This window comes from Salinisphaera sp. T5B8 (assembly GCF_040361255.1).
Lineage (GTDB): Bacteria > Pseudomonadota > Gammaproteobacteria > Nevskiales > Salinisphaeraceae > Salinisphaera.
Genome location: NZ_APNG01000031.1, coordinates 1 through 20928, shown reverse-complemented (window position 1 = coordinate 20928; position 20928 = coordinate 1). Strand labels below are relative to the sequence as shown.

Sequence of the window (20928 nt, the reverse complement as noted above, 5' to 3'; positions counted from 1 at the left end):
ACTTGCGACGCAGCTTAGCGTTACTAACTCATCAGTTTGGCCCTGCGGCAGGGTCTCGACACAATGCACACACAGGCGGGGCGGCGTTATGGTCCACCCACCCGGACGATGAGCTCAAGGAGGGGGAGCTTGCCTTTAGCATGGAATGATATTCGCGACCGGGCGACGGCCTTCGCGCACGAGTGGGCGAATGCGAGCAGCGAGCGCGCCGAAGCCCAGAGTTTCTGGAACGACTTTTTCGACGTGTTCGGCGTCAAACGTCGTCAGGTTGCGACGTTCGAACAGCATGTCGAGAAGTTCGGTGATGCCGGCGGCTACATCGACTGCTTCTGGCCCGGAACGCTCATTGCCGAGCACAAATCGCGAGGCAAGAATCTGGATTCCGCCTTCGCCCAGGCCATCGATTACACCGCCTATCTCAAGCCACGAGATCTACCGCAGTACATTGTGGTGTCGGACTTCGCCCGCATCCGCCTGCACGATCTCGTCAACGACTCTGAACACGAGTTCGAGCTCGCCGAGCTGCCAAGACAGATCAAGCGGTTCAGCTTCATCGCCGGCTACAAGCCGCAGGTGCTTCGCCCAGAAGATCCGGTCAACATCGACGCGGCCGAGCGCATGGGCCGCTTGCACGACCGACTCAAGGGGTCCGGCTATCAGGGGCACGAGCTCGAAATGCTGCTCGTGCGCCTGCTGTTCTGCCTGTTCGCCGAAGACACCGGTATCATTCAGCCTGCCCAGTCATTCCGACTGTGGTTGGAGGATCGCACGGCCGAAGACGGATCGGACTTGGGCGGCAAGCTCTCTCATGCGTTCCAGGTGCTCAACACACCTCGCGATCGACGCCAGGCCAACCTCGACGAACAGCTCGCCGAATTTCCTTATGTGAATGGCGATCTTTTTGCTGAGCTCTTGCCTATCCCGGCGTTCGACCGCCAGATGCGCGACGCGTTGCTCGACGCCTGCAGCCTCGACTGGAGCCAAATCAGCCCGGCCGTGTTCGGCGCGATGTTCCAGTCGATCATGGATGACGAAGCGCGGCGCAACCTCGGCGCGCACTACACCAGCGAGCAGAACATCGAGAAGCTCATCAAGCCGTTGTTTCTCGATGAGCTTCGCGCCGAGTTCGAGCGCATTAGGCACAACAAGCACAAGCTAGCCGACTTCCATCGCAAGCTGCGCACCCTCAAATTCCTCGATCCAGCATGTGGCTGCGGCAATTTCCTCGTCGTGACCTATCATGCGCTGCGCGAACTCGAACTCGATGTCCTGCGCGCCTCTGCGTCCGGCTCCGGACAGCTTTCTCTGGACGTTGAAGACTTCATCAAGGTCGACGTGGATCAGTTCTACGGCATCGAGATCGAGGAATTTCCCGCGCGCATCGCCGAAGTTGCGCTCTGGCTGACCGATCACCAGATGAACGTGAAGGTCGGCGAAGAATTCGGCATGTACTTCGCTCGTATCCCGTTGCAGGCGACACCCCATATCCACAACACCAATGCACTGCGTCTGGACTGGGAGGATGTGGTACCCAGGGACGAGCTGAGCTACATCATCGGCAACCCGCCCTTCTCGGGCGCCATGGTGATGACCGACTCGGCACGCTCCGATATGGCAACGACCTTTTCCGACCTCAGAGGTGCTGGGGTGCTTGATTTCGTGGCCTGCTGGTACTGGCGCGCCGCGAAGTTTGTCGAGGGCACCCACATCGACGTGGGCTTTGTGTCGACCAACTCGATCACCCAGGGCGAGCAAGTGGGTCTGCTCTGGCGCCCGATGATCCAGGACTTCGGCATGTCGATAAGTTTTGCCCACCGAACGTTTCGCTGGTCTAACGAAGCCCGCGGCGCGGCCGCCGTCCACTGCGTGATCATCGGGTTCGGTCTAGATACGACCAGCCCGCGCATTCTCTACGACTACCAGACCGTCGACAGTGCGCCCGATGCGATGACTGTCGACAACATCAACCCGTACCTGGTCGGCGCCCCGACCGTATTCCTGCCGAATCGATCAACACCCTTGTGCGATGTGCCCAAGCTGCGATTCGGCAATATGCCCCGCGACGGCGGGAACCTGCTGCTCAGCGAGGATGAACGCAACGAGCTGATCGAACATGAGCCTGCGATCGCCCCGTATGTGCTGCCCTTCGTAAGCGCCCGCCAGTTCTTGAACAACCAGAAACGCTATTGCCTCTGGCTGGTGGACTGCCCACCGAAAGTTCTGGCCGCCTGCCCGAAGACACGTGAACGCATCGCCGCCGTCAAGGCGTTTCGAGAAGCGAGCAGGGCCGCCAGCACCCGGCGATTCGCGCAGACACCGTCTGTCTTTTGCCAGATCGCCCAACCGGACAGCGATTACATCCTCGTGCCGCGGCATTCGTCGGAACGCCGACTTTACGTGCCGTTTGGTTTCTTCTCGCGATACGACATCGTGGCCGATAGCTGTAATGCCATTCCGGGTGCCAGCCTGTTTCACTTCGGCGTCATCACCTCAGCCATGCACATGGCCTGGATGCGCTATACCTGCGGACGGTTGAAAAGCGATTTTCGGTATTCCAAAGACATCGTCTACAACAACTTCCCGTGGCCGCAATCTGTCTCGGCCAAGCGTCAAGGCGCGGTTGAGGCGGCGGCGCAAGGGGTGCTCGATGCGCGTGCCCAGTATCCGGAAACTGCGCTGGCGGATCTCTACGACCCCCTGACCATGCCGCCGGCGCTGTTCGGGGCGCACCGATCCCTTGATCGCGCAGTGGACGCTGCCTATTCCCGGAAGAAATTCTCGGGCGATGCCGATCGCGTAGCCTTCCTGTTCGAGGAGTACGCCAAGCTCACCGAATCTGCTGAGTCGCACTGAACAGAATGCGCAGTTATTGCCACGGCGGCAGGCAGCCTGTGCTGACTAAACGGTGGCTCCATTCGGCTAGGCCCAACGACCTATCTCGACCCAAAGCGGCCCCCACTGCGATCGATTTGTAGACCGCGAGCACTATAATCGATTAGGTGCCTTTTAAGAATGCATTCCACATGTTGTATGCGCTAGTCAATTGACCACTCTGATACGAAGTTCTATTGAGCCAACTGCGGCCGCATAGAAAACATAACTCCCGCGCATTAGGTATATACGTGTCGGCAAACTTGGAAGCCGACGAGAAAGTAAACGGCAAATCTCCTAGATTTTCCGGTCCCTTGCCGCGACCCGTCGAGACTATCTCTTTGTGGACAAGGTGTTTGTCTCGGAACTGCTTTAGGCAATCAAGCTCACTAGAAGTATCAAGATCGTCAAGTGCGTTTCTTGACCGGGCCCAAAGCTCGCAAAAAATATCGTTGAAAATCCGTTCGTTTTTTCTATACGTCTTAATGTTAATGCCGTTTGGAGGCGTATCAGGAAATTCCGTCAAAAAGTCGAGTTCTCTGCGTATGTCTTCGTATGGCCGAAACCAAAAGTTCTCTCTCAGCTGTTCCTGAACCTTACTCGGACTTGCTTTTCGAATGATATTTCTGAAGCTGATTGACTTCTTTCCAGCGTCCGCAAAAAGCCTATAAATATCTCTGATTAAGTCCTGTACCAGAATCGTGGTCAGCCGTTGAAACGCAGCTCCCCCTGAGTCGCGCAACATCTTTCCCGTGAGATTGTTTCGAAGGTCGGCGTCCTCTAAAAGCGGACGTAACAGCGCGCGCCGGGCGTCCATGTCTCTTAGCTCGATCAAAAGCGCTTCGGCGTAAGCGTCTAATTGTTCGACCGTGTCTTTGACTTCCATCGGAACTAGCACTTTTATTTGCAATACCCGCTCGAACTTAGCATCAATGTTCTTCAGTGCCGTACCAGCACCCGCGCTGATCGAGTGCGCGTCGTCGATATGCGGATGTACGTTGTTGGCCGACAGCAGCCGTTACATGCGACCCGCTTCGCAATGATGTCGATCAGGGCACAGGCGCACAATTGGTTTACGGTTTAAGTTTCGTAGCACAATCGGTTTACGAGCGCCCGCAAAGCACGCTGCATCTCAAACAATCCGAATAGCGATAAGCGGGTTAATCGCTTTACTCGACTGCAACACAATCGGTTAACTTGCCATCGCGGGCTGCGATAAAGCGTCAGAAAGGGCACTTTTACGCCCTTGCAGATTCCCCAACCTGTCAGAAACTCGCCCCAAGTGATCCGACACCCCTTCGTCGGAACTCGCTTTAGACGCGGCGAGGCGCGGCTATAAGGCCGATCTTCCCAACAAACAACAATATGCGCCGCGTGAGGCACCGGCGCGCCTTTCTGACGAGGTTCGAATGAAGCACTGGATTTTGGGGCTGAGCGTGGTGGCGTTGACCGCCTGTAGCAGTGGTGGCGGTGGAGGCGACGACAGCGATTCGTCGAGCGCGAGTCGAGCGCCTGACCCTGTGCCGGCATACGTCGCCTATGACACCGACACACTTGAGATGATCAACGCCCCCGCGGCGGCCCAGGACGTGGCCGCGCCGGCACTGTCCGATCCCGACACGATCGCGATCATCGATACCGCCTTCAACCTCGAGCATTCGGAGTATAGCGATCGTGTGCTCGACTACTTCGATGGCCTGAGCGAATTCGATGAGCCGTACGACGTTCCTTACGACGAGCCTGTAGCGGGCTTTCGTAACCATGGCACGGCCGTGGCGTCCTTGGCTGGCGGCGACAACGTGGGTATCTCGCCCAACAGCGGCCTGATGCTGGTGCGTGCTGCGATGGCAGTGGACGAGAACACCGCCAAGTCATTGCCCAACAGTGCCGTCGCAGCGGGGATCGAGCATCTGCTCGGACGAGGCGCTGATGTGCTGAATCTGAGCATGACCTTATCGGCATACGACGGGAATCCGCTGGACCCAGCCAGTCGCGTCAACGCTGCGCTGAAAACGGGCATCGCGGAGGACGATTGGGTCGTGGTGATTTCTGCCGGCAATGACGGCAAGGGCGTTGTCGGTTTCGCCTCTCAGGTCGACTGGCCCGAGTATCAGGGCCAGGCGCTGACCGTCGGTGCCTTGGGCGGGCAGAAACCCGATGCTTACATGGCGTCGTTCTCGAACAACGCGACTCATCGGTACAACCCGAGTGAGGCGGTCACGCACTTCATCGTGGCGCCGGGCCTACTGCTCTGTGCCGCGCAGGACATCGACCGTATCTACGGCGATCACGCGCCCGGTTGCAACTATCCCACGCTCGGTCAGATCGAGGCCGGCATGGTCAGCACCGACGTGAACGATGCGCTCTCGTCGTTCACGGGCACATCGGCAGCCGCGCCCGTGATCTCCGGCGCAGTCGCGCGGATTCGTCGCGCTTATCCCGAGCTCGACGGCGCGGCCGTGGTGCAGCTGCTAATGGACACGGCAACGGATCTCGGCGAGCCGGGTTATGACCCGATCTTCGGGGTCGGTCTGGTGAATCTGGAAGCCGCCCTCGAAGCTGGGGCGACATTCGTTTACGAGCCGGCAAAGGCCGAAAAGCCCGTTGTCGCCATGGCTCGTACTGCGCGTGCGGCCGCGGAACGTCGTGTGCCTGACAACGCGATCGAGATCGGTGATGACCTCTACATGGTGCCCACGGCGCCGGCGCCGAACGGTTGCATGATGTTCACCAGCTGGAGTGCGACGCGCAACATCGATACCGCAATCTACTGGCGCAGCGTGAGAGGCGAATTCTCGATGTCGCCGGCGAACTGCGTCGTCGTCAAACACGGCGCCCGCGCTTAATTCGATCCCGCACTCGCAATAAAAAGAGAACCAGAGGCACTATGAAAATTCGTCACATCGCTATCGCGCTCGTCACCGCAGCAAACCTTGTCGGTTGTGGCTCCAGTGACCCGTCTCCCGAGGCCATCGCCCATTCGATGCAGGAACAGATGCGAGCCCAGCTGCGCTTCGCTCGAGACCTTCCCCGAACGACTGGGGCTACGACTGAAATACGGAAGGTGACCAATGACGATCCCGAGCAGATCGTGTTCAAGAACGTGAAAATCCTCGAATCGAAGGCGCTCGACAATGGCGACTATGAGCTGACGTTCACGATCGATATCGACATCGGAGATCACGATATCGACGGTGAAAAGGTCGTCACGAAGGCCCGACACACAGGCAATGGCTGGCATGTAGATATGCCGAGTCGCCGAGCAGGATAACCGCCTGCGAGCTACGCACCACCAATCAATACCAAGTACAAGGAATCCGACAATGAAGCTACGTCTATTCGCCCTCTCTGGCTTGCTGCTCGCCCTCGTGGGCTGGGCAGCGGCGGGCCAAGCCCCGAAGACATCCAGGCCTCTATTCAAGAACAGGGCCGTGCACAGCTTCGCCAGGCCGAAGAAATGGCTGTCTCCATGGGCGGTGACCGAGACATGCTGCGGCGCATGGGACAGCCCGCGCCGGAAGACCTATCGGTCGAGAATATCGAGATCCTCGAATCCAAGGAACTCGACAATGGCGACTATCGCGTCAATTTCACCGGCGAAGTGGTGATCAGCGGTCAACGCAACACCCGCTCGATGGATACCGTCGTGAAGAACACCGATGACGGATGGCATGTCGTCATGCCGAACTAGCGATCGATCATTGCTGGGCGACCGGCACTACACGCGAAAGGGCGACTACCAGGTCGCCCTTTTTTGTGCCCTACGTTGTGGTTCGCCGTGTGCGACGGGCGTGCGAACGATCGAAGAAGGTGCCCAATAGCAGCTGAGCCTCGTTGTCGAACGTCACACGCTTTCGTGCCCGCGTATCGTCATCGCTGATGTCCGTGATTGACTGCCCAATCTGGGCAACAATCTCGCCCGCAAAGCTCTTGTGGGTACGCAGATACAGGCGCCCGCGCCGATAGATCGCGCATTTCGTCTGTAAGGTGTGATCGCCGCCATCGAAGCTCAACACGATGCGACGGTTACTGAACACCACGCGCTCGAGCACGGCCCCCGGCGAGATCGCTTCTTGTTCGTTTTCTTCTTTCATTGCGCCATGTTGGCGCAACTACGCTGTCACGCCAAGATTCACCAACCGCCATAGGACAGCATCAAATCAGCGATCAGGTGCAGACGATCGCGATCCATCTGCGAGGCCAGCTCGCCGACGTTGCCTGATTCGTCATAAACCTTGCTGAGCTCTGCGGCCACGTCGCGGTTATAGAAGCTCACCAGGGCGAATAGGAAACGCCTCTCGCCGCCGGACACCACGCCCGCGTTTTCACGGATCGCGGTGATGTCCGGGCGTAGCTGGTCTTTGTCGGTCGCCGTCTCGATCGCATCTGAAGCCACCTCGAAGAACGAGGGCCCGGCGGTGCGCACGGCGACCTTCCAGGTGTCCAGAAAGATGTCTCGCGCATCGCGGGCCTGGCGCATGGCAGTGGCCATGCGCTTGAGCGCCTCCGGCGCATCGCCGGTTGCCTCACGGCCGTCGGGCAGGATTATCAGCCAGCGGCCATCAGGCATTTGCTCGGGTTCATTCATAAGTCACACCTTCCGCGTCGCAACCGGACAGCACGGTTGTAATATCGCCGATCGGCACACGCCAGACAGATTGATCAGAGCTGACCAGATAGACATGCGCACGGTTTGCGGCCGTGGCGCGCAGCACGCCAGCGCCATCGAGGGGCGGATTCCCCGGTAAAGGCCCGCGGCCCGCGCTCAGCGCCGCGCGCAGCACCTCAGCCTGATCGATGCCCGGCGGCTGGAACGGCCGGGAAGCGCCGGATTTAGCCGTCAGCCGCAGCTCGTCATCGACTACGAGCCGTGCGTTCACCGGATCGGCAGGTAGGCGAAAGCGATAGGGCGCGCGGTAGCGCCACGCGTGCCAGTGCTCGACCAGCAGCGTGTCGATCGCCAGATCCTCGCGAGTGGCTCGCGTACTTTCGCCGGCAACGAAGTCGCCCAGGGCGCCGATTGTCGGCATCGGTGCCGGCACAATCAGGGGTAGGGCGCTCTTGACCAGCCGACGGCGGTTGTTGAAGTCCACGACATTCGCCACCGGGTTCGGGGCGACCGGCTTGCGAATGACCACCACCTCGTCCGGATCGAACCCGGCAAGCAAAGCCAGCTCGGATTCGATATGGACATGGCCATGGGTGCGGTTCTGTTTTTCCAAGCGCGCGATCAAGGCGCCGATACGCAGCTGCTCGATACTATGGCCATGCCCGGCCCAGCTCAGCCCGACACGGCGCCGCGGCGCATCGTAGACATGCCACTCCCGGTAGGCCTGTAGCCGATTCAGGTGCGCCCAGTCCGGCAAATTTGCACGCCAGGTGTACCAGCCGCTCGTGCCAAAGGCGGACATTGCCGCCCGCAGCTCGCGCTTGCGTGAATTCAGTTCGTTTACGACGCTCTTTGCGTCGCCATCGACCACGAGCACACCCGGACACCGCACCGTGGCCATGGGGTGCTGACATTCCGCGTAGTCGAGCGCGGCCAGTGCCGCCAGTGCGGCCTGAATGCCGGCATCGCCCGAGCGCGGCATCACGCCGGCCGTGGGCGGCAGCGCCTCGCGCTCATCCTGCACCGGAATCTCGAACACCTGTGCATCTACCGCGCACTCATGCAGCCGATCCAGGGCGATACGCGTGGCGTCCCGCACAGCTTGGGTAGCCGTGATTGCCGCTATGCGCGCCTGGTTGTCATTCGCTCCAGCCATGCGGGTCTTCCCAGTTCGAAACAGACCTTACATTTATACCATCCCCTAAAGGCATGCAGTCTAGCCGTGCGGGTTGGATCAGCCGCAGCGTCATAGCGTCCTTCTGGGCGCTTTATGTCTTCCTTTATGGGCCTTTTTTTGTTTCTTGAGTGGCGCGCGCAATACAAACGATCGATCAGTTCGGCAAAAGGGTGGGGAGCGAACGCCTCGAAAGTCGCGACGAAGAAAACAGCCAGAACGAACGGATCGGGCGGGCTAGATGGGTTTGGGGGATGGTATAAATTCGGACCAATCCGTTCCCGATAGGGCAGGGACGTTCAAATCTCAGGCCCGCTGGTCGATAGGCACTGCTGCACTCTAACGCGGCGCTGCCAAAGGAGTTGCAGATTCTCGGCTTCGGTCAAGAATCAACCTTCCGACCCACATCAATAACAAGCGATCTCTACTTAATCCGGTGCGCGTGTCGACCAACATCGGTTGGTGCGTCGACACAGCACGCCGGCAAACGAAACGAGAACTAAAGGCTGTCCATGAGAAAAATACTATCTGTCGCGCTGCTGGCGCTGTTTTCTTTCGCCGCCTCAGCCGAGGTCGCCCCATTTGGTCAGGTGATCGGCTCAGCGTCGCCGGATTCAGTGGAGCTGGATCTGAGTAAGCGCACCCGTGTCGTGATCGGCAACCCCGACGAAGTGACGGGCGAACCCATCCTGATCGCCATGGGCGATGGCCTGGGTATCGAGGGTCTCGATAAGGTCGCTTTCATCTTCAATGAAGACAATGTGCTCGTGTGTGCCCTGATGATGCTGCGCAAGAGCCGCTATGCCGAGATCGTGGCGGGCTTGAAGAACAAATACCCTCTGGTCAGCGAAAAAGATCCGTTTGTCGGCAGCCGCAGCGCGACCTTTCGCGAAGGCAATATCGCCGTCGTCGCCGAAGCCAAGCACATGAGTCATACCATGACCGTGCTTTACCGCACCGATGAATATTTCGAGCGTGCCAGCGACATGAAGCGCCAGCAGGCGCAAGCCAAATCATCACGCGAACAGTCACAACTCTGAGCGTCGCCATAAGGTGCCGAATTTCGCGTTTTCCGGCCGCTGGCTACATCGCGGATTCGCTAGCCTGATCGCAATCTCGTTCGTTTCGAACGACACGTTGCCCGCGTGTAAACCCCGGCCTCGATAGCTGCTCGAGTAACAAGCAACAGCACAACGAACCCTGTCGGGGTGGTGACACCGCCCCGACAGGGGAGCTGCGTCTCCATCCCGTCGGTACTTCACCACGCGGGACGCCGCGATCCCGGTGACCACAACGCCGGGACGCCGGTAATGGAGGTGCAACATGAGACTTCGATTTCGAAGGCATGTGCGTGAAAGCCTTGCCACCCAGGTCATCCGGCTTGCCTGGTGGATAGTCGGTGGCACGGGCTTCAGCGCGGTCTTCTTCACGAGTCCGGCTTGGATCATGGGTACCAGCGTGTTCGCGTGGATCGCCTTACAGGTGATCGCGCACGCGTTACTGGCTCTCGATGATGACGAGCAAGACCGACAATGAACGCCTCATCTGAAAGGATGGGGCCATACATGCGCGGTTTTGTTATTCTTATCGTGAAAGCACGTAGCGGAGACATGCTATGGCGACTTATGTGATCCTGGCCATCCAGATCATTGCCGTTCTTCTGGCTCTTGGAGTCCTGTATATATCAGTGATTTCCAAGCGCGAGGAACAGGAAGAACGTCAACGGAAAAGCCAATCATCGAAGCATTCCTGCTTGGACGATTGTGCATCCCGACCTGGAAGCTAGCAGAAGACCAACCCGAGGCACGCATGTGTCTCGGGTTTTTTATTGCCTAACGCCAAAGCTCAGTGGTGGCGGGGCAGCTCCTTGAGCTGCTGCATCTTGTACTGCGCGAACGTGCGCATCGTGTCGCCCAGCTGATTCGACCCGATCGCGTCCATGACGTCGGCGACGCCTTCGACATACTGCTCGAAACAGGCGCGTGCGAATTCAGCACTCCGGTCACTGTCCTTTCCAGCATCGTGACAAGCAGACGCCTTTTGCGAAACAAGGCGCTGACACGCGCTGAGTACGTCCTCCACGGACGCACTAATTTCGGGTGAATTGGTACCCATCGTCTTACCCCTTTTTGAACCGACATTCGCGGCGGTTCGCGCACGCTTGCCGACTCTCCCGTCCCTACAGGGAGGCCAAGCGTGCTCTGTCGTAGGCAGACAATACGCGACTCACATAGGTTTTTGTTTCATCCGGGCAATGTTCGGCGATCCATGCGAGCACTTCGCCGCGGCTGATCATCGGCGGTGGGGCGGCCTTGAGGATCCGACCGATGCCCCAGTTGTAGGCGGCAAGCACGAGTGGAATTCGAACTTCTTGCGCAAATTCGCTGAAATAGCGGCGCTCCAGCAGCTGAAGATAGGCAGTACCCAGCCAAACGTTGATATCCGGCTGCATCAGACTGGCGCGTGTCGGCTGGCCTGCATGGCCGTACAGGTGCGCGTAGGCGTCGGCCGCGCCTGCCTTGGGAATGAGCTGCATCAAGCCGATGGCGTCCGCATGGCTGACCGCATCAGCGCGGTAGTTGCTCTCGCGATAGATCACGGCATCAACGAGAAACGCGTCCATGCCCAATGCCTGGGACACACGTGCGATCAGCGAGCCATACCGTCCGGCTGGGACCGAGCTCTGGGTCGCGCCACCCATATCGGGAAAGATCGATCGGATCTCATTTGGCGTCAGCCCCGTTAAATCGCTCGCCTGTACGCCACCAGCGCTCGTCAGAATGCACAAGCCGAAGATTCCGGCACGCAGCACATTACGCATGATTCAGTTCCAATCGAATTCGAGAACACGGCCGCGAAAGCGGCCTAGAAAAACCAGCCGAGCAGGCCAGTTCCGCCGCCGATCGCGACGGCATAGCCCACTTCACGCAGGCCGCCGGTCTGATACAGGGAAAGCGAGTAACGCTGGCCGAATGGGTTGGCCAGCGGTATGCCACTCATCGAGCCCATGTCGATAATCAGGTGAAGCAGGCCAGAGGCGCTGAAACCGACCCATTGCCAGGCAAACAGCAGGCCCCAGGCGTGGGTTTGCCGTATCGCGACAAGGCCGGCAAAGAGGAATGCGACCCACAGCCACGGCGAGTGGGTCAGCGTTCGATGGGGTATCAGCGACACCCGACCAAACAGCCGGCCGAACAGGGGGAACTCCATGCGATCCGGCGCGAGGGAACCCGCTATAACGCCGCCGGCGCACGCCATGGCGAACGCCGTCTGAGGGGCATTGGACAGATCGCCCCGCGCACCAGCCGCGGCGAACCAGTCCAGCGTCTGCACAACGCTCAGCTCTGGGTTGGCGCCTACAAGCGCGCGATAGCCAAGGATGCCGAAGCCGGTTGAGGTCAGCAGATGGCCCCACTTTGTCACGACGCAACATCCAGACGGATTGCATTCGCACCCAACGGCGTGAGGCGCCAAAGACCGTCATCGCCCCATGTCACTTCGCCCTTAGCCCAAAGCGCAAACAACAGGGCGCGCACCCGGCAGTCGTGCCGCGTGAACGTGACTTTTTGCACCAACGTGCTCAAAGCACGCGGCCCCTGTTGGAGCAGGACGAGGATCTCGTGTTCGCGCGTCCTGCACGTCGGAATTGTCGTTTTCATGCGGCAAATACTAGCCGCGTGAGAGCAAGACCAGGGTAGTGAAAAACGTCAATTTTGAGCGTTTTGCGAGACCGTGGGGCAGAGGGTCGCGATAGACACTATCGGCACCCCTGAAAACCTCACAATACGATGTCGAATCCTGCTCGCGAACCCGGTTACTTCAATTCCAGCGTAGTGCTCGCCAGCCTCGCGTTGATGATGTTCGGCGCGATGATCGCAGTCGCGGCGTTCATCGGCGGATCGCTGACTACCCGGCTCGATCTTCTCGAGTCGCAGCCGAACACCTCGGCAGCAGCACCCATCGATGACGAACAACTCGAAGCCCGGATCAAGAAACTCGTCGGCATCGCAATGGAAGCGGCCGGTACCGACGACGAATCGCTGGATCGACGCGTGCGTGAGTCGATTCGCAAGATCGCCAAGTCGAGCGCCCAGGAGAGCGGCGAACCACGGGCTGTTCCCAGTGCCGGGAACGCGCAGCAGGGCACGCCTGTTTCCCGTGTGCGAGCCGTCGATGCCGAACGTGACCATATCCTCGGTGACCCGGATGCGCCGGTCAGCCTGATCGTCTACGACGATTTCGAGTGCCCGTTCTGCAAACGTCATCAGGACACGATCAAGCGTGTACCGGATCTCTACGAAGGGCGTGTCAATGTCGTGCTGCGCCACCTGCCACTGGCCATGCACAACCCGGTCGCACAGGATGAAGCGTTGCTCAGTAAATGCGTCGCCCGTGAGGGGGGTAACGACGCCTTCTGGCAGTTCGTCGATTCGGTATTCGAGCAGAGCGGCGGTAACGGCCGCGGCCTGTCGCGTGTGGCGATGGATACCGTGCTCAGCGATCTCGGCCTCGAACCCCAGGCGGTGCGCGATTGCGTCGACAGCAATCGCGATGCGCTGATCGCGGAGATCGATGCAGACATTCAGGATGCGTCGGTCGTTGGCGTTCGCGGCACGCCGGGCAACGTCATTATCAACAACGACAGCGGCAAGGCAGTCCGTTTAAACGGTGCACGCCCGTTGGCTCACTTCTCGCCGCTGTTCGACAAGATGTTGGGCGGGGCCTAGACATGGCCGTGCGCTCAATTCCAACCCTGGCCGCCAGCGTCGCAGCATTGCTGATGGCCTTCTCCGCGTCCGGCGCTGAGCCGGCCGGCCTCGCAAATCACGGCTTCTACGGCAATCACGCCGAAGGCTGGTTCTGGTACGAGCCGGAACCGGAGCCGGTCGAGCCTGAACCGATCAAGGAGCCGGAACCGCCAGAGGTTGTGATCACACCAGAGCCGGCGCCTCAGCCCGAGCCGGCTGGCCCTGAACCCCTGTCCTCGGAGTGGCTTACGATCAATCTCCCGAAGTACAGGCAGAAGGCGATCGACAACCCGACCGAGACCAATATCCGCGCGTATCTCTATCTCCAGCGTGTCTCGATCGACAAGGCAGAGCGTTTCGCCACCGCCACCCAGCAAGTCGTCAACGGCGATGCGGTGCTGGATGAGTACGCCCAGTATCCGCAGGGCACGGCATTCGTCCAGACCATGCAGAAACAGGCCACGCTGACGCAGGACGAGCTGCTGCGCGAGATGGCCGGCGAAACGGGCCTGATGTTCTTCTTCGAATCGAACTGCCCGTACTGCGCGATGCAGGTTTCAGTGCTCAAGACGCTTGAGCGCCTCTATGGCACACGCATCGTGCCGGTCTCCACCGATGGATTGCCCTTACCCGGCAACCCCTTCCCTGATTTCGTGCCGGATCGTGGCGTCGCAAGCCAACTCGGGATCGAAGCAACGCCGGCCCTTGTGCTGGCCCACCCGCCGAACGGTATGCAGGTCATTGCGCACGGCCTGATGAGTGTCGAAGAGCTCAAGACCCGGATGCTCGCGGTTGCAGCACAGCGCGGCTGGATCAGTCCGGCCCGCTACCAACAGACCCGTCCCGCGACCAAACGCCGTGCGGATTTCTCCGACATCGCAATCAGCGACGAGATCACTACCAATCCTGAACGTCTGGTCGAGTCATTCGACCACGCCACCCGGTAAGTCCACTGGATACGCCCATGAAATATCTGGTCTTCGCTTTGTCCCTCCTGTTCGTTGCGTCAATGCCGGCCTGGGCCGACCTCAACGATGAGATGGAGGGGATGCTCGATGATATGTCGAACTTTACCGCGCCGGGCGTGTATGAGACGCAACGGCGCGGCGTCATTTCCGGTGGCTCGTACAGTGGACGCAACAAGATTATGAACGAGAACCTTCTCTCGGTCGTGCCCCCATCTGTGGGCGCAGGCTGCGGCGGCATCGATCTGTTCGGCGGCTCGTTCTCTTACATCAGCGCCGACCGGTTGGTCAACCTGTTTCGCTCGGTCGCCTCCAATGCGAAGGGCTATGCCTTCCAGATCGCACTAAAGGAAATGTGCGAAACGTGTATGGCGACCATCGAATCACTGCAAAAGAAGCTCCAGGCGCTCAACCAGATGTCGCTGAACTCCTGCGAGGCAGCCCAAGGCATCGTCACCGATTCGGTCATGGCGATGAAGGGCACGCTAACCAAGGAAAACAGCATGATCGCCCAGACCGCGGGCAACTACGGCGACACCTTCCAGTCGATGTTCGACACTGATCCTTCGAAGACGGCCCAACAGACGGCCCCGCAAGAAACGAGCGAACGTATCACCGGCAACCTGGTATGGCGCGCGCTGAACAAAGGCGCGGTCCAGTCGTGGTTCACATACGGCGACACGAGCATGCTCGAGGCGATCATGTCGATGACCGGCACTGTCATCGTGCAGAACAGCGTCGAGTCTGACGATGAGGGCGAATCCAACCCGACGATGACTGCGCCGAGCACTATCGATTTACAGGATCTGATCGAAGGTGGCGAAGTAACGGTTCTGGATTGCGTCGGATCGGATAACTCCGCAAACGGCTGTCTCGAGGTGCAGACCCGTACTGTCCAGCTCAAAGGACTCGCGCAGCGTATCGAGGAGATGCTTCTTGGTACGAGCACCACCCCCGGAATCGTCCATAAGATGACCCACCTCGATTCCTCCCCGCTTAATCAGGAAAAGGCTTTCATCATCGCGTTGCCGGGCTCCTACGGCACCTTTCTGCGCAAGCTAGCCACGGCCAATGAAGCGGCAGCCGTGATGTTCGTCGAGGAAACCTCCCGCTATATAGCGCTCGATATGGCCCGAGAGCTACTGCTTTCGGCCACTAAGGCCGCCCAGGCCGCCGCTGCCTCCGAAGAACACGCCTATGCGCAACAGGCCAATGAGCTGATTTACCAGGCCCGCGTTGCCATTCAGCGCGACGCACTGATGTTCGAGGACAAGTACGCCAAAACCGACCTGCTTACCAAATACCAAGCTTATCTGTCCGAACAGAGCGTGCGGCCCTACGTGGCCAGTGGTTCACAGAAGAACGTCTCGATTAACTGAATCTCGTAAAGGCCGACCGTCATGTGGGACATCTATTCGATTGGAGACGGTGAATTTCTCGCCGGCATTCTTAACGCCGTTGCCATGGTCACCGGCACAGGGGATTTCGCGACGCTGGTACGTATCGGCTTCGGGCTGGGCGTGCTCCTCATAGCGGTTCAAGGTGTGCTCTCGGGAGGGCGTGGCATGCAGTGGCAAGAGGCCATGGTTGGCCTCGTGGTCTACATGATCATGTTCGGACCGCAGGTGCGCGTGAATGTTGAGGATATGTACTCCGGCCAAGTCTATCCGGTCGATAACGTGCCTTTCGGCGTGGCTGCGGCGGGCAGCGTGCTTTCACGCGCCGGCTACAGCGTTACAACCCTGTTCGAGACAGGCTTCAGTACCCCGGCCATGACCGAACAAAGTTATGGCATGAGCCTTAAACGCTTGCAGGCTGCGCGCGAGGCCATGCTCAACCGCATCAACACAGGTGAGGCGAACAGTCCGGTCGCCGGATCGGATGTCGAAAAGTCATGGTCGAACTATGTTCGCGAATGCACGCTTACCGCTATCGATCTGCATGAACAGAATCCGAGCGTTGGCATGAGCCTCGATGATGTGCTCAACAGTCCTCTGCCCGAGGCACTCCACTTCGCAAACGACGATTTTTATTACACCAAGATCTACATCGGGGGCGCCCCCCAGACACTCAGCTGTGACCGCGCATTCATTGCACTCGATAATTTTACGAAAACGACGTTTCTGCCCGCAGCGAAGGAGAACATCAAGGCCTTTATGGCGCCTGATTCCTTCCTGACCACTGACCAGCTGTTACAGAACGCCATGGATGGCATCGAGCAGTACGGTGTCGATATCGATACCTACCTGAAATCGGTCTACCTCACACCCATCTATGGCGATGCGGCTGTGCAGCACTATCTCAGCTCTAAGCAGGATGTGATGGCCGCGATCGTCAACGAAGCCGTGCAGCGACGCAATGCCCAATGGCAAGCGCAGAAAAGCGTGTTCGAAACCAGCGTGCAGCCCTTCATGACCTTCATGGAGGCCCTGTTCTATGCGCTCACTCCTGTCATGGGGCTGGTCATAGGCCTCGGCGTGATGGGCATGAAAATGATCGGCAAATATCTCGTGCTCGCGCTATGGATCCAGATGTGGATGCCAGTGATGGCGATCGTGAACCACTATATGCACGCAGCTACCGCCGGGAAAATCAGCTCAGTGCTCGCCGCGGTGGTCACGGAACCGATGAGCATCACGGGAATGGCCCAGTGGGACGGGATCATTCAGAACCAGCTCGCCGTTGGCGGAATGCTGGCCTCGAGCGTGCCGATCATCGCTTTGTTCATTGTCAGCGGCAGCTATTACGCGCTTACGAACGTCGCTGGGCAGATGACCGGGCAGGATCATATCGACGAGAGCAAAGCGGCGCCCAGTACGCCAGCGCCAGTTCAATTTGGCTCTATGCAACAGTGGGATGCCGAGCGTGGGCTTCATGGCTCGGACGCGCAGAGTGCGATGACGTCTTTCTCCTGGTCGGCACAGGACGCTCAACAAACAGCATCGAGCCAAGAGGCGATGCACGCAGCGACCAGCAATTTCAGCTCGATGCTAGGACAGCGCGTGAGCGCAATGTCCGGGACCTCACAGAAAGGCGGGGAGTCGTACAGCTTCGGCAGAGGGACACGCGTGGGCAATTCTGCATCAGAGAGCATGTTGCGCCAGAAAGCGGAGTCTTTGTCTGATAAATGGTCACACACGCAAGGGCTTTCGACCGAAACGCTTGCGGCATTCGGCGCACAAGCCGCGGCAGGTGGCAGCCAGGCAGCACTCAAAACCAATATTCAACAAAACACGAAGCTCAGTGAAACCGAGGCAACGGCACTCGCAGATGACTTGACGAGCAAATTTAGCGAGGACGAAAGCTGGAATGCGCAGTACAGCCAGCAGGTCGCGAAGGAATTTTCGCAAGGCAGTGAGAACATCTACACGCGTGGCACGGGTCTATCGGAAGACAAGCAGCTTCAAGAAGCAGCCCAAGAGTCATACTCGGCCACGGAGAAATACAACGAGGCCGTAACCAGTGGCGTCACTGTCGGTACACGACAGGACGTGGACGGCGTTAAGGCCGGCAAAAACCTCGCGGCAAACAGCGATGCCAACGCGCGACTGGAATCCGCTATCACTAGCACGGGCCTCAAGGGCGCAGTGGATCAATGGATGGACTCTCCCTCAGGCGAAGATACTGTTCGTCAGATGGGCGGCGACCGCGACGCGGCAGAATCCTATGCAATGTTGCTGACCGCGAACGGCCAGAACCAGTATGCCGACACCAGCCGACTCAGTTCGAGCGCGCAAGGCATTCTCCAAGACACCGCCAATTCGGCACTAGCGCAGACCTTTGGCCAGATCGGCGGCCCAGCCTTTGGCGATCGCGCGAGCAGCAACGCTGATATTGCCGATGACCATGTGCCGCAGCAGGGTAGTGTCGAAGGACAGGTCTCTAGCGCGGTCGAGGATATGCGGGTGCCGCAGGCAGACCAAGTACGCGGCAACGCCGCGATGGGGCTTGCTCATGCACAGCAGCAATCTCGTGGCCCGAGCGATCAGTCGTTGCAAGGCGACTATCAAGATCGGACCGATCATATTAGGGCAGCGTCGAATCCCAGTTTCGAAGCGTTTAAATCCGAAGATCAATCGAGGACTCGAGACGAGATTGAGAAGCAGAATAACCGTGCAGCCAGTTCTCAATTCGCAACCCAGGCAGGTGGCGGGGCCACAGAGACCGCCAAGAACATGAGGGATGTTCTAGGCGCTGCGAAGGACGCTTTCACGGGGAAGGCCGGTTTCCAAGAAAGCCTGAACGACCGTGCCGCCGAGCAGTATTACAAGCACTTTGACAAGGCTCTAAGCCATAACCTACCGGAAGACCAGGCTGAATACTACGCACGCAGGGCCAGCCAAGCTGGGCTGGATGATCGAGCACTCGACTCATTGAGCGAGAGCGGGTGGATGGGCGAAAAAACCGCGCGTGCGCTGGGCTTTGACGTTGATTACGCCAAGCAGACTGATGCCATGGGTGAAAAGCTCGACCCGCAGGTGCGCGAATCATTGGACAAGGCGGCCTTTGAAGGCGGTGAGGATGGTTTACGCCTTGAAAGAGTCGGCGACCTGAGCAATCCGTACGAGACATTTCCTGAGCGCCAGGCATTAGCTCCGAACAGAGAATCTGGCGTTGCCTCGTACTCACCGGGCCACGAATTGAACGGCTTCATGCCCCCACAGGGCGGCTCAAACGATGAGTCGACCCGCTCGTCGGATCAACGCCCTAGTGCTCTGGCGTCCGGACAATCAGATAGGGGCGCACAAGAAACGAACTTGGGAGCGCCGGCAATCACCACTAACCACGATACAACCAGCCCGAACGACGGATCTACGGCCACCACCCAGGCCAACGGCCAAGCGCTGGACGGCATTCTGTCGGAGACGAACTCAGAACAGACAGGGGCAATTGATACCGTCACCCCCTTACGCGCCGACGGCAGAGGGCAAAACGACAACGCGAATGAGCCGTTCGTCCCGTCCATAGATAGCATTCCTAACGCCGATCCCTCGCAGTACGGTCAGGGGCAGACAACAGCGTCAACTGATCCAATGCCGCTTGCCGCGACGACCTCGCCCGCAACCGAGCAGTCAGATGCTCATATAGCGCCCACAAGATTCGAGTCATCTATCGAGCCAGATCGAAAGAACGGTATGTCCGCTGGGTTTGAAGAAAACGCACACCCGCTAGCGAACGAAGTCTCATCTTTCGCAAGCTATTCGGTCACCAATGACTCGACACCAGCTGATTCGGGCAAGGCCAATGCGCCTCGGCTCAATGAGTCACAACCAGTGCTCAACCCACAAACGGCGACGGATTCAAATGCAAGTCTGACGCCTGATCTCAATGCCGCTGAGCCAGATAACGCGCGTGATGGCAAAGAACAAGATATTAGCTGGACGATGACAGGCCCGCTGGCCACGGCCGGCGGTGCTGAGTCGTCCGAAAACTCCGAAGCTGGCGATAGGGTCAATACTCACACTTCGATAGCCTCGCACTCAAGCAACAGCACATCGCGCGGATCGGTGCCCGAACTGGCGACTGCGCCGCAACCCGGGCCGGCCGGTATGGCGGCTGCAACAAGTAACCGAGGATCGAATACACAGCCGACAGCCCGATCGAGCGTCGCGAATAGCTTGGGCGCGATAGATAGCGCAGCGCCCACGTTCCGAGCGACAGACAGTTCGGGGGCCGGACAGGCTGACCAGATGAATTGGTCTGACACCTCACCGTCTGCGGCCTATGCCGGCAACGAACCGAATCTTTCGGAGCAGCCAAGCATACTGGGCGAGCCAGAGCCTGATGCGCCTGCGAAGGCACCTGCCGGCGATGGTGCTGTACCCAACGTTTACTCGACCGCTTCAAGTGACCGAGGATCCAACACACAGCCGACAGCCCGATCAAGCGCCGCGAACAGCTTGGGCGCGATAGATAGCGCAGCGCCCACGTTCCGAGCGACAGACAGTTCAGGGGCCGGACAGGCTGACCAGATGAATTGGTCTGACACCTCACCGTCTGCGGCCTATGCCGGCAACGAACCGAATCTTTCGGAGCAGCCAAGCATACTGGGCGAGCCAGAGCCTGATGCGCCTGCGAAGGCACCTGCCGGCGATGGTGCTGTACCCAACGTTTACTCGACCGCTTCAAGTGACCGAGGATCCAACACACAGCCGACAGCCCGATCAAGCGCCGCGAACAGCTTGGGCGCGATAGATAGCGCAGCACCCACGTTCCGAGCGACAGACAGTTCAGGGGCCGGACAGGCCGACCAGATGAATTGGTCTGACCCCTCCCCGTCTGCGGCCTAGGCCGGCAACGAACCGAAGCTTTCGGAGCAGCCAAGCATACTGGGGGAGCCAGAGCCTGATGCGCCTGCGAAGGCCCCTGCCGGCGATGGTGCTGTACCCAACGTTTACTCGACCGCTTATGGCAGCAACGGCATGAGCGACGCCCCTGGCGCATACGTCGCTGCGGACAGCGGGGAACCCGCGAACTCATACGACACGAACTGGACCGACAGTACGCCAGCCGCGTCCTATGAAAGCGCCGCATCCAGTCTGTCGGAGCCAAGCGAAACTG

General features: G+C 59.2%; 18 protein-coding genes. 10 read left to right on the top strand and 8 right to left on the bottom strand.

The features are described from left to right. Positions 1-129 precede the first annotated feature (129 nt). Positions 130-2853: a DNA methyltransferase gene (locus T5B8_RS18745; protein WP_353162837.1), complete on the top strand. Its 2724-nt coding sequence runs from the start codon at positions 130-132 to the stop codon at positions 2851-2853. 142 nt (positions 2854-2995) lie between these two features. On the opposite strand, the gene T5B8_RS18740 is transcribed toward T5B8_RS18745, so the two are convergent. Next, positions 2996-3757 carry an AbiU2 domain-containing protein gene (locus tag T5B8_RS18740; RefSeq protein WP_353162840.1) on the bottom strand — a complete coding sequence of 254 codons (762 nt, stop codon included), beginning with the start codon at positions 3755-3757 and terminating at the stop codon, positions 2996-2998. A gap of 523 nt (positions 3758-4280) precedes the next feature. Here T5B8_RS18740 and T5B8_RS18735 point away from each other — a divergent pair. The 3 genes from T5B8_RS18735 (at position 4281) to T5B8_RS18725 (ending at position 6562) form a co-directional block, all read left to right on the top strand. Next, entirely contained in the window at positions 4281-5717 is a 1437-nt protein-coding gene (locus T5B8_RS18735; RefSeq protein WP_353162842.1) for a S8 family serine peptidase, read from the top strand. A 41-nt stretch (positions 5718-5758) separates the two neighbouring features. Beyond that, positions 5759-6142 carry a hypothetical protein gene (locus T5B8_RS18730; protein ID WP_353162844.1) on the top strand — a complete coding sequence of 128 codons (384 nt, stop codon included), beginning with the start codon at positions 5759-5761 and terminating at the stop codon, positions 6140-6142. A 186-nt stretch (positions 6143-6328) separates the two neighbouring features. Next, positions 6329-6562 carry a hypothetical protein gene (locus T5B8_RS18725; protein WP_353180857.1) on the top strand — a complete coding sequence of 78 codons (234 nt, stop codon included), beginning with the start codon at positions 6329-6331 and terminating at the stop codon, positions 6560-6562. Positions 6563-6632: 70 nt separating this feature from the next. Here T5B8_RS18725 and T5B8_RS18720 read toward each other — a convergent pair whose 3' ends face one another. Genes T5B8_RS18720 through T5B8_RS18710 form a run of 3 tightly spaced genes read right to left on the bottom strand, consistent with a single transcriptional unit; the run spans position 6633 to position 8636 of the window. Continuing rightward, positions 6633-6965 (bottom strand): hypothetical protein, encoded by a 333-nt coding sequence (locus tag T5B8_RS18720; RefSeq protein ID WP_353162849.1) that lies wholly within the window; start codon positions 6963-6965, stop codon positions 6633-6635. Between the two features lie 38 nt (positions 6966-7003). Beyond that, entirely contained in the window at positions 7004-7459 is a 456-nt protein-coding gene (locus T5B8_RS18715) for a hypothetical protein (protein WP_353162851.1), read from the bottom strand. Further along, positions 7452-8636, bottom strand: a complete 1185-nt coding sequence (locus T5B8_RS18710; RefSeq protein WP_353162853.1) for a DNA replication terminus site-binding protein — start codon at positions 8634-8636, stop codon at positions 7452-7454. The genes T5B8_RS18715 and T5B8_RS18710 overlap by 8 nt, the downstream gene beginning before the upstream one ends. A gap of 530 nt (positions 8637-9166) precedes the next feature. Between T5B8_RS18710 and T5B8_RS18705 the strand changes: the two genes are divergently transcribed. After that, positions 9167-9694, top strand: a complete 528-nt coding sequence (locus T5B8_RS18705) for a hypothetical protein (RefSeq protein WP_353162856.1) — start codon at positions 9167-9169, stop codon at positions 9692-9694. A 283-nt stretch (positions 9695-9977) separates the two neighbouring features. After that, positions 9978-10190, top strand: a complete 213-nt coding sequence (locus T5B8_RS18700) for a hypothetical protein (protein WP_353162858.1) — start codon at positions 9978-9980, stop codon at positions 10188-10190. A 309-nt stretch (positions 10191-10499) separates the two neighbouring features. Here T5B8_RS18700 and T5B8_RS18695 read toward each other — a convergent pair whose 3' ends face one another. The 4 genes from T5B8_RS18695 to T5B8_RS18680 form a co-directional block, all read right to left on the bottom strand. Continuing rightward, on the bottom strand, positions 10500-10736 hold the full coding sequence (locus tag T5B8_RS18695) for a hypothetical protein (protein WP_353180856.1): 237 nt from the start codon (positions 10734-10736) through the stop codon (positions 10500-10502). Between the two features lie 97 nt (positions 10737-10833). Further along, on the bottom strand, positions 10834-11475 hold the full coding sequence (locus tag T5B8_RS18690; protein ID WP_353162863.1) for a transglycosylase SLT domain-containing protein: 642 nt from the start codon (positions 11473-11475) through the stop codon (positions 10834-10836). 44 nt (positions 11476-11519) lie between these two features. Further along, positions 11520-12077 carry a metal-dependent hydrolase gene (locus tag T5B8_RS18685; RefSeq protein WP_353162866.1) on the bottom strand — a complete coding sequence of 186 codons (558 nt, stop codon included), beginning with the start codon at positions 12075-12077 and terminating at the stop codon, positions 11520-11522. Further along, on the bottom strand, positions 12074-12313 hold the full coding sequence (locus T5B8_RS18680; RefSeq protein ID WP_353180855.1) for a hypothetical protein: 240 nt from the start codon (positions 12311-12313) through the stop codon (positions 12074-12076). Before T5B8_RS18680 ends, T5B8_RS18685 begins: the two co-directional genes overlap by 4 nt. Before the next feature lie 129 nt (positions 12314-12442). Here T5B8_RS18680 and T5B8_RS18675 point away from each other — a divergent pair, with 129 nt between their 5' ends. From T5B8_RS18675 to T5B8_RS18660, 4 genes are read left to right on the top strand one after another with little or no spacing between them, the layout of a single operon-like run. Further along, a complete protein-coding gene (locus T5B8_RS18675) occupies positions 12443-13381 on the top strand; it encodes a DsbA family protein (RefSeq protein ID WP_353162869.1) in 939 nt (312 codons plus the stop codon). A gap of 2 nt (positions 13382-13383) precedes the next feature. After that, a complete protein-coding gene (traF, locus tag T5B8_RS18670) occupies positions 13384-14349 on the top strand; it encodes a conjugal transfer protein TraF (protein WP_353162872.1) in 966 nt (321 codons plus the stop codon). A 17-nt stretch (positions 14350-14366) separates the two neighbouring features. Next, the gene (locus tag T5B8_RS18665) at positions 14367-15746 is read left to right on the top strand and encodes a conjugal transfer protein TraH (protein WP_353162874.1); all 1380 of its coding nucleotides are present in this window, start codon (positions 14367-14369) and stop codon (positions 15744-15746) included. A 21-nt stretch (positions 15747-15767) separates the two neighbouring features. Next, positions 15768-20657, top strand: a complete 4890-nt coding sequence (locus T5B8_RS18660) for a conjugal transfer protein TraG N-terminal domain-containing protein (protein WP_353180854.1) — start codon at positions 15768-15770, stop codon at positions 20655-20657. Positions 20658-20928: the final 271 nt, after the last annotated feature.

Coding starts and splice junctions, on each gene's coding strand:
- T5B8_RS18740 (WP_353162840.1), bottom strand. CDS start 3,757: ATGGAAGTCAAAGACACGGTCGAACAATTAGACGCTTACGCCGAAGCG.
- T5B8_RS18735 (WP_353162842.1), top strand. CDS start 4,281: ATGAAGCACTGGATTTTGGGGCTGAGCGTGGTGGCGTTGACCGCCTGT.
- T5B8_RS18680 (WP_353180855.1), bottom strand. CDS start 12,313: ATGAAAACGACAATTCCGACGTGCAGGACGCGCGAACACGAGATCCTC.
- T5B8_RS18660 (WP_353180854.1), top strand. CDS start 15,768: ATGTGGGACATCTATTCGATTGGAGACGGTGAATTTCTCGCCGGCATT.
- T5B8_RS18700 (WP_353162858.1), top strand. CDS start 9,978: ATGAGACTTCGATTTCGAAGGCATGTGCGTGAAAGCCTTGCCACCCAG.
- T5B8_RS18730 (WP_353162844.1), top strand. CDS start 5,759: ATGAAAATTCGTCACATCGCTATCGCGCTCGTCACCGCAGCAAACCTT.
- T5B8_RS18665 (WP_353162874.1), top strand. CDS start 14,367: ATGAAATATCTGGTCTTCGCTTTGTCCCTCCTGTTCGTTGCGTCAATG.
- T5B8_RS18705 (WP_353162856.1), top strand. CDS start 9,167: ATGAGAAAAATACTATCTGTCGCGCTGCTGGCGCTGTTTTCTTTCGCC.
- T5B8_RS18720 (WP_353162849.1), bottom strand. CDS start 6,965: ATGAAAGAAGAAAACGAACAAGAAGCGATCTCGCCGGGGGCCGTGCTC.
- T5B8_RS18710 (WP_353162853.1), bottom strand. CDS start 8,636: ATGGCTGGAGCGAATGACAACCAGGCGCGCATAGCGGCAATCACGGCT.
- T5B8_RS18690 (WP_353162863.1), bottom strand. CDS start 11,475: ATGCGTAATGTGCTGCGTGCCGGAATCTTCGGCTTGTGCATTCTGACG.
- traF (WP_353162872.1), top strand. CDS start 13,384: ATGGCCGTGCGCTCAATTCCAACCCTGGCCGCCAGCGTCGCAGCATTG.
- T5B8_RS18675 (WP_353162869.1), top strand. CDS start 12,443: ATGTCGAATCCTGCTCGCGAACCCGGTTACTTCAATTCCAGCGTAGTG.
- T5B8_RS18715 (WP_353162851.1), bottom strand. CDS start 7,459: ATGAATGAACCCGAGCAAATGCCTGATGGCCGCTGGCTGATAATCCTG.
- T5B8_RS18725 (WP_353180857.1), top strand. CDS start 6,329: ATGGCTGTCTCCATGGGCGGTGACCGAGACATGCTGCGGCGCATGGGA.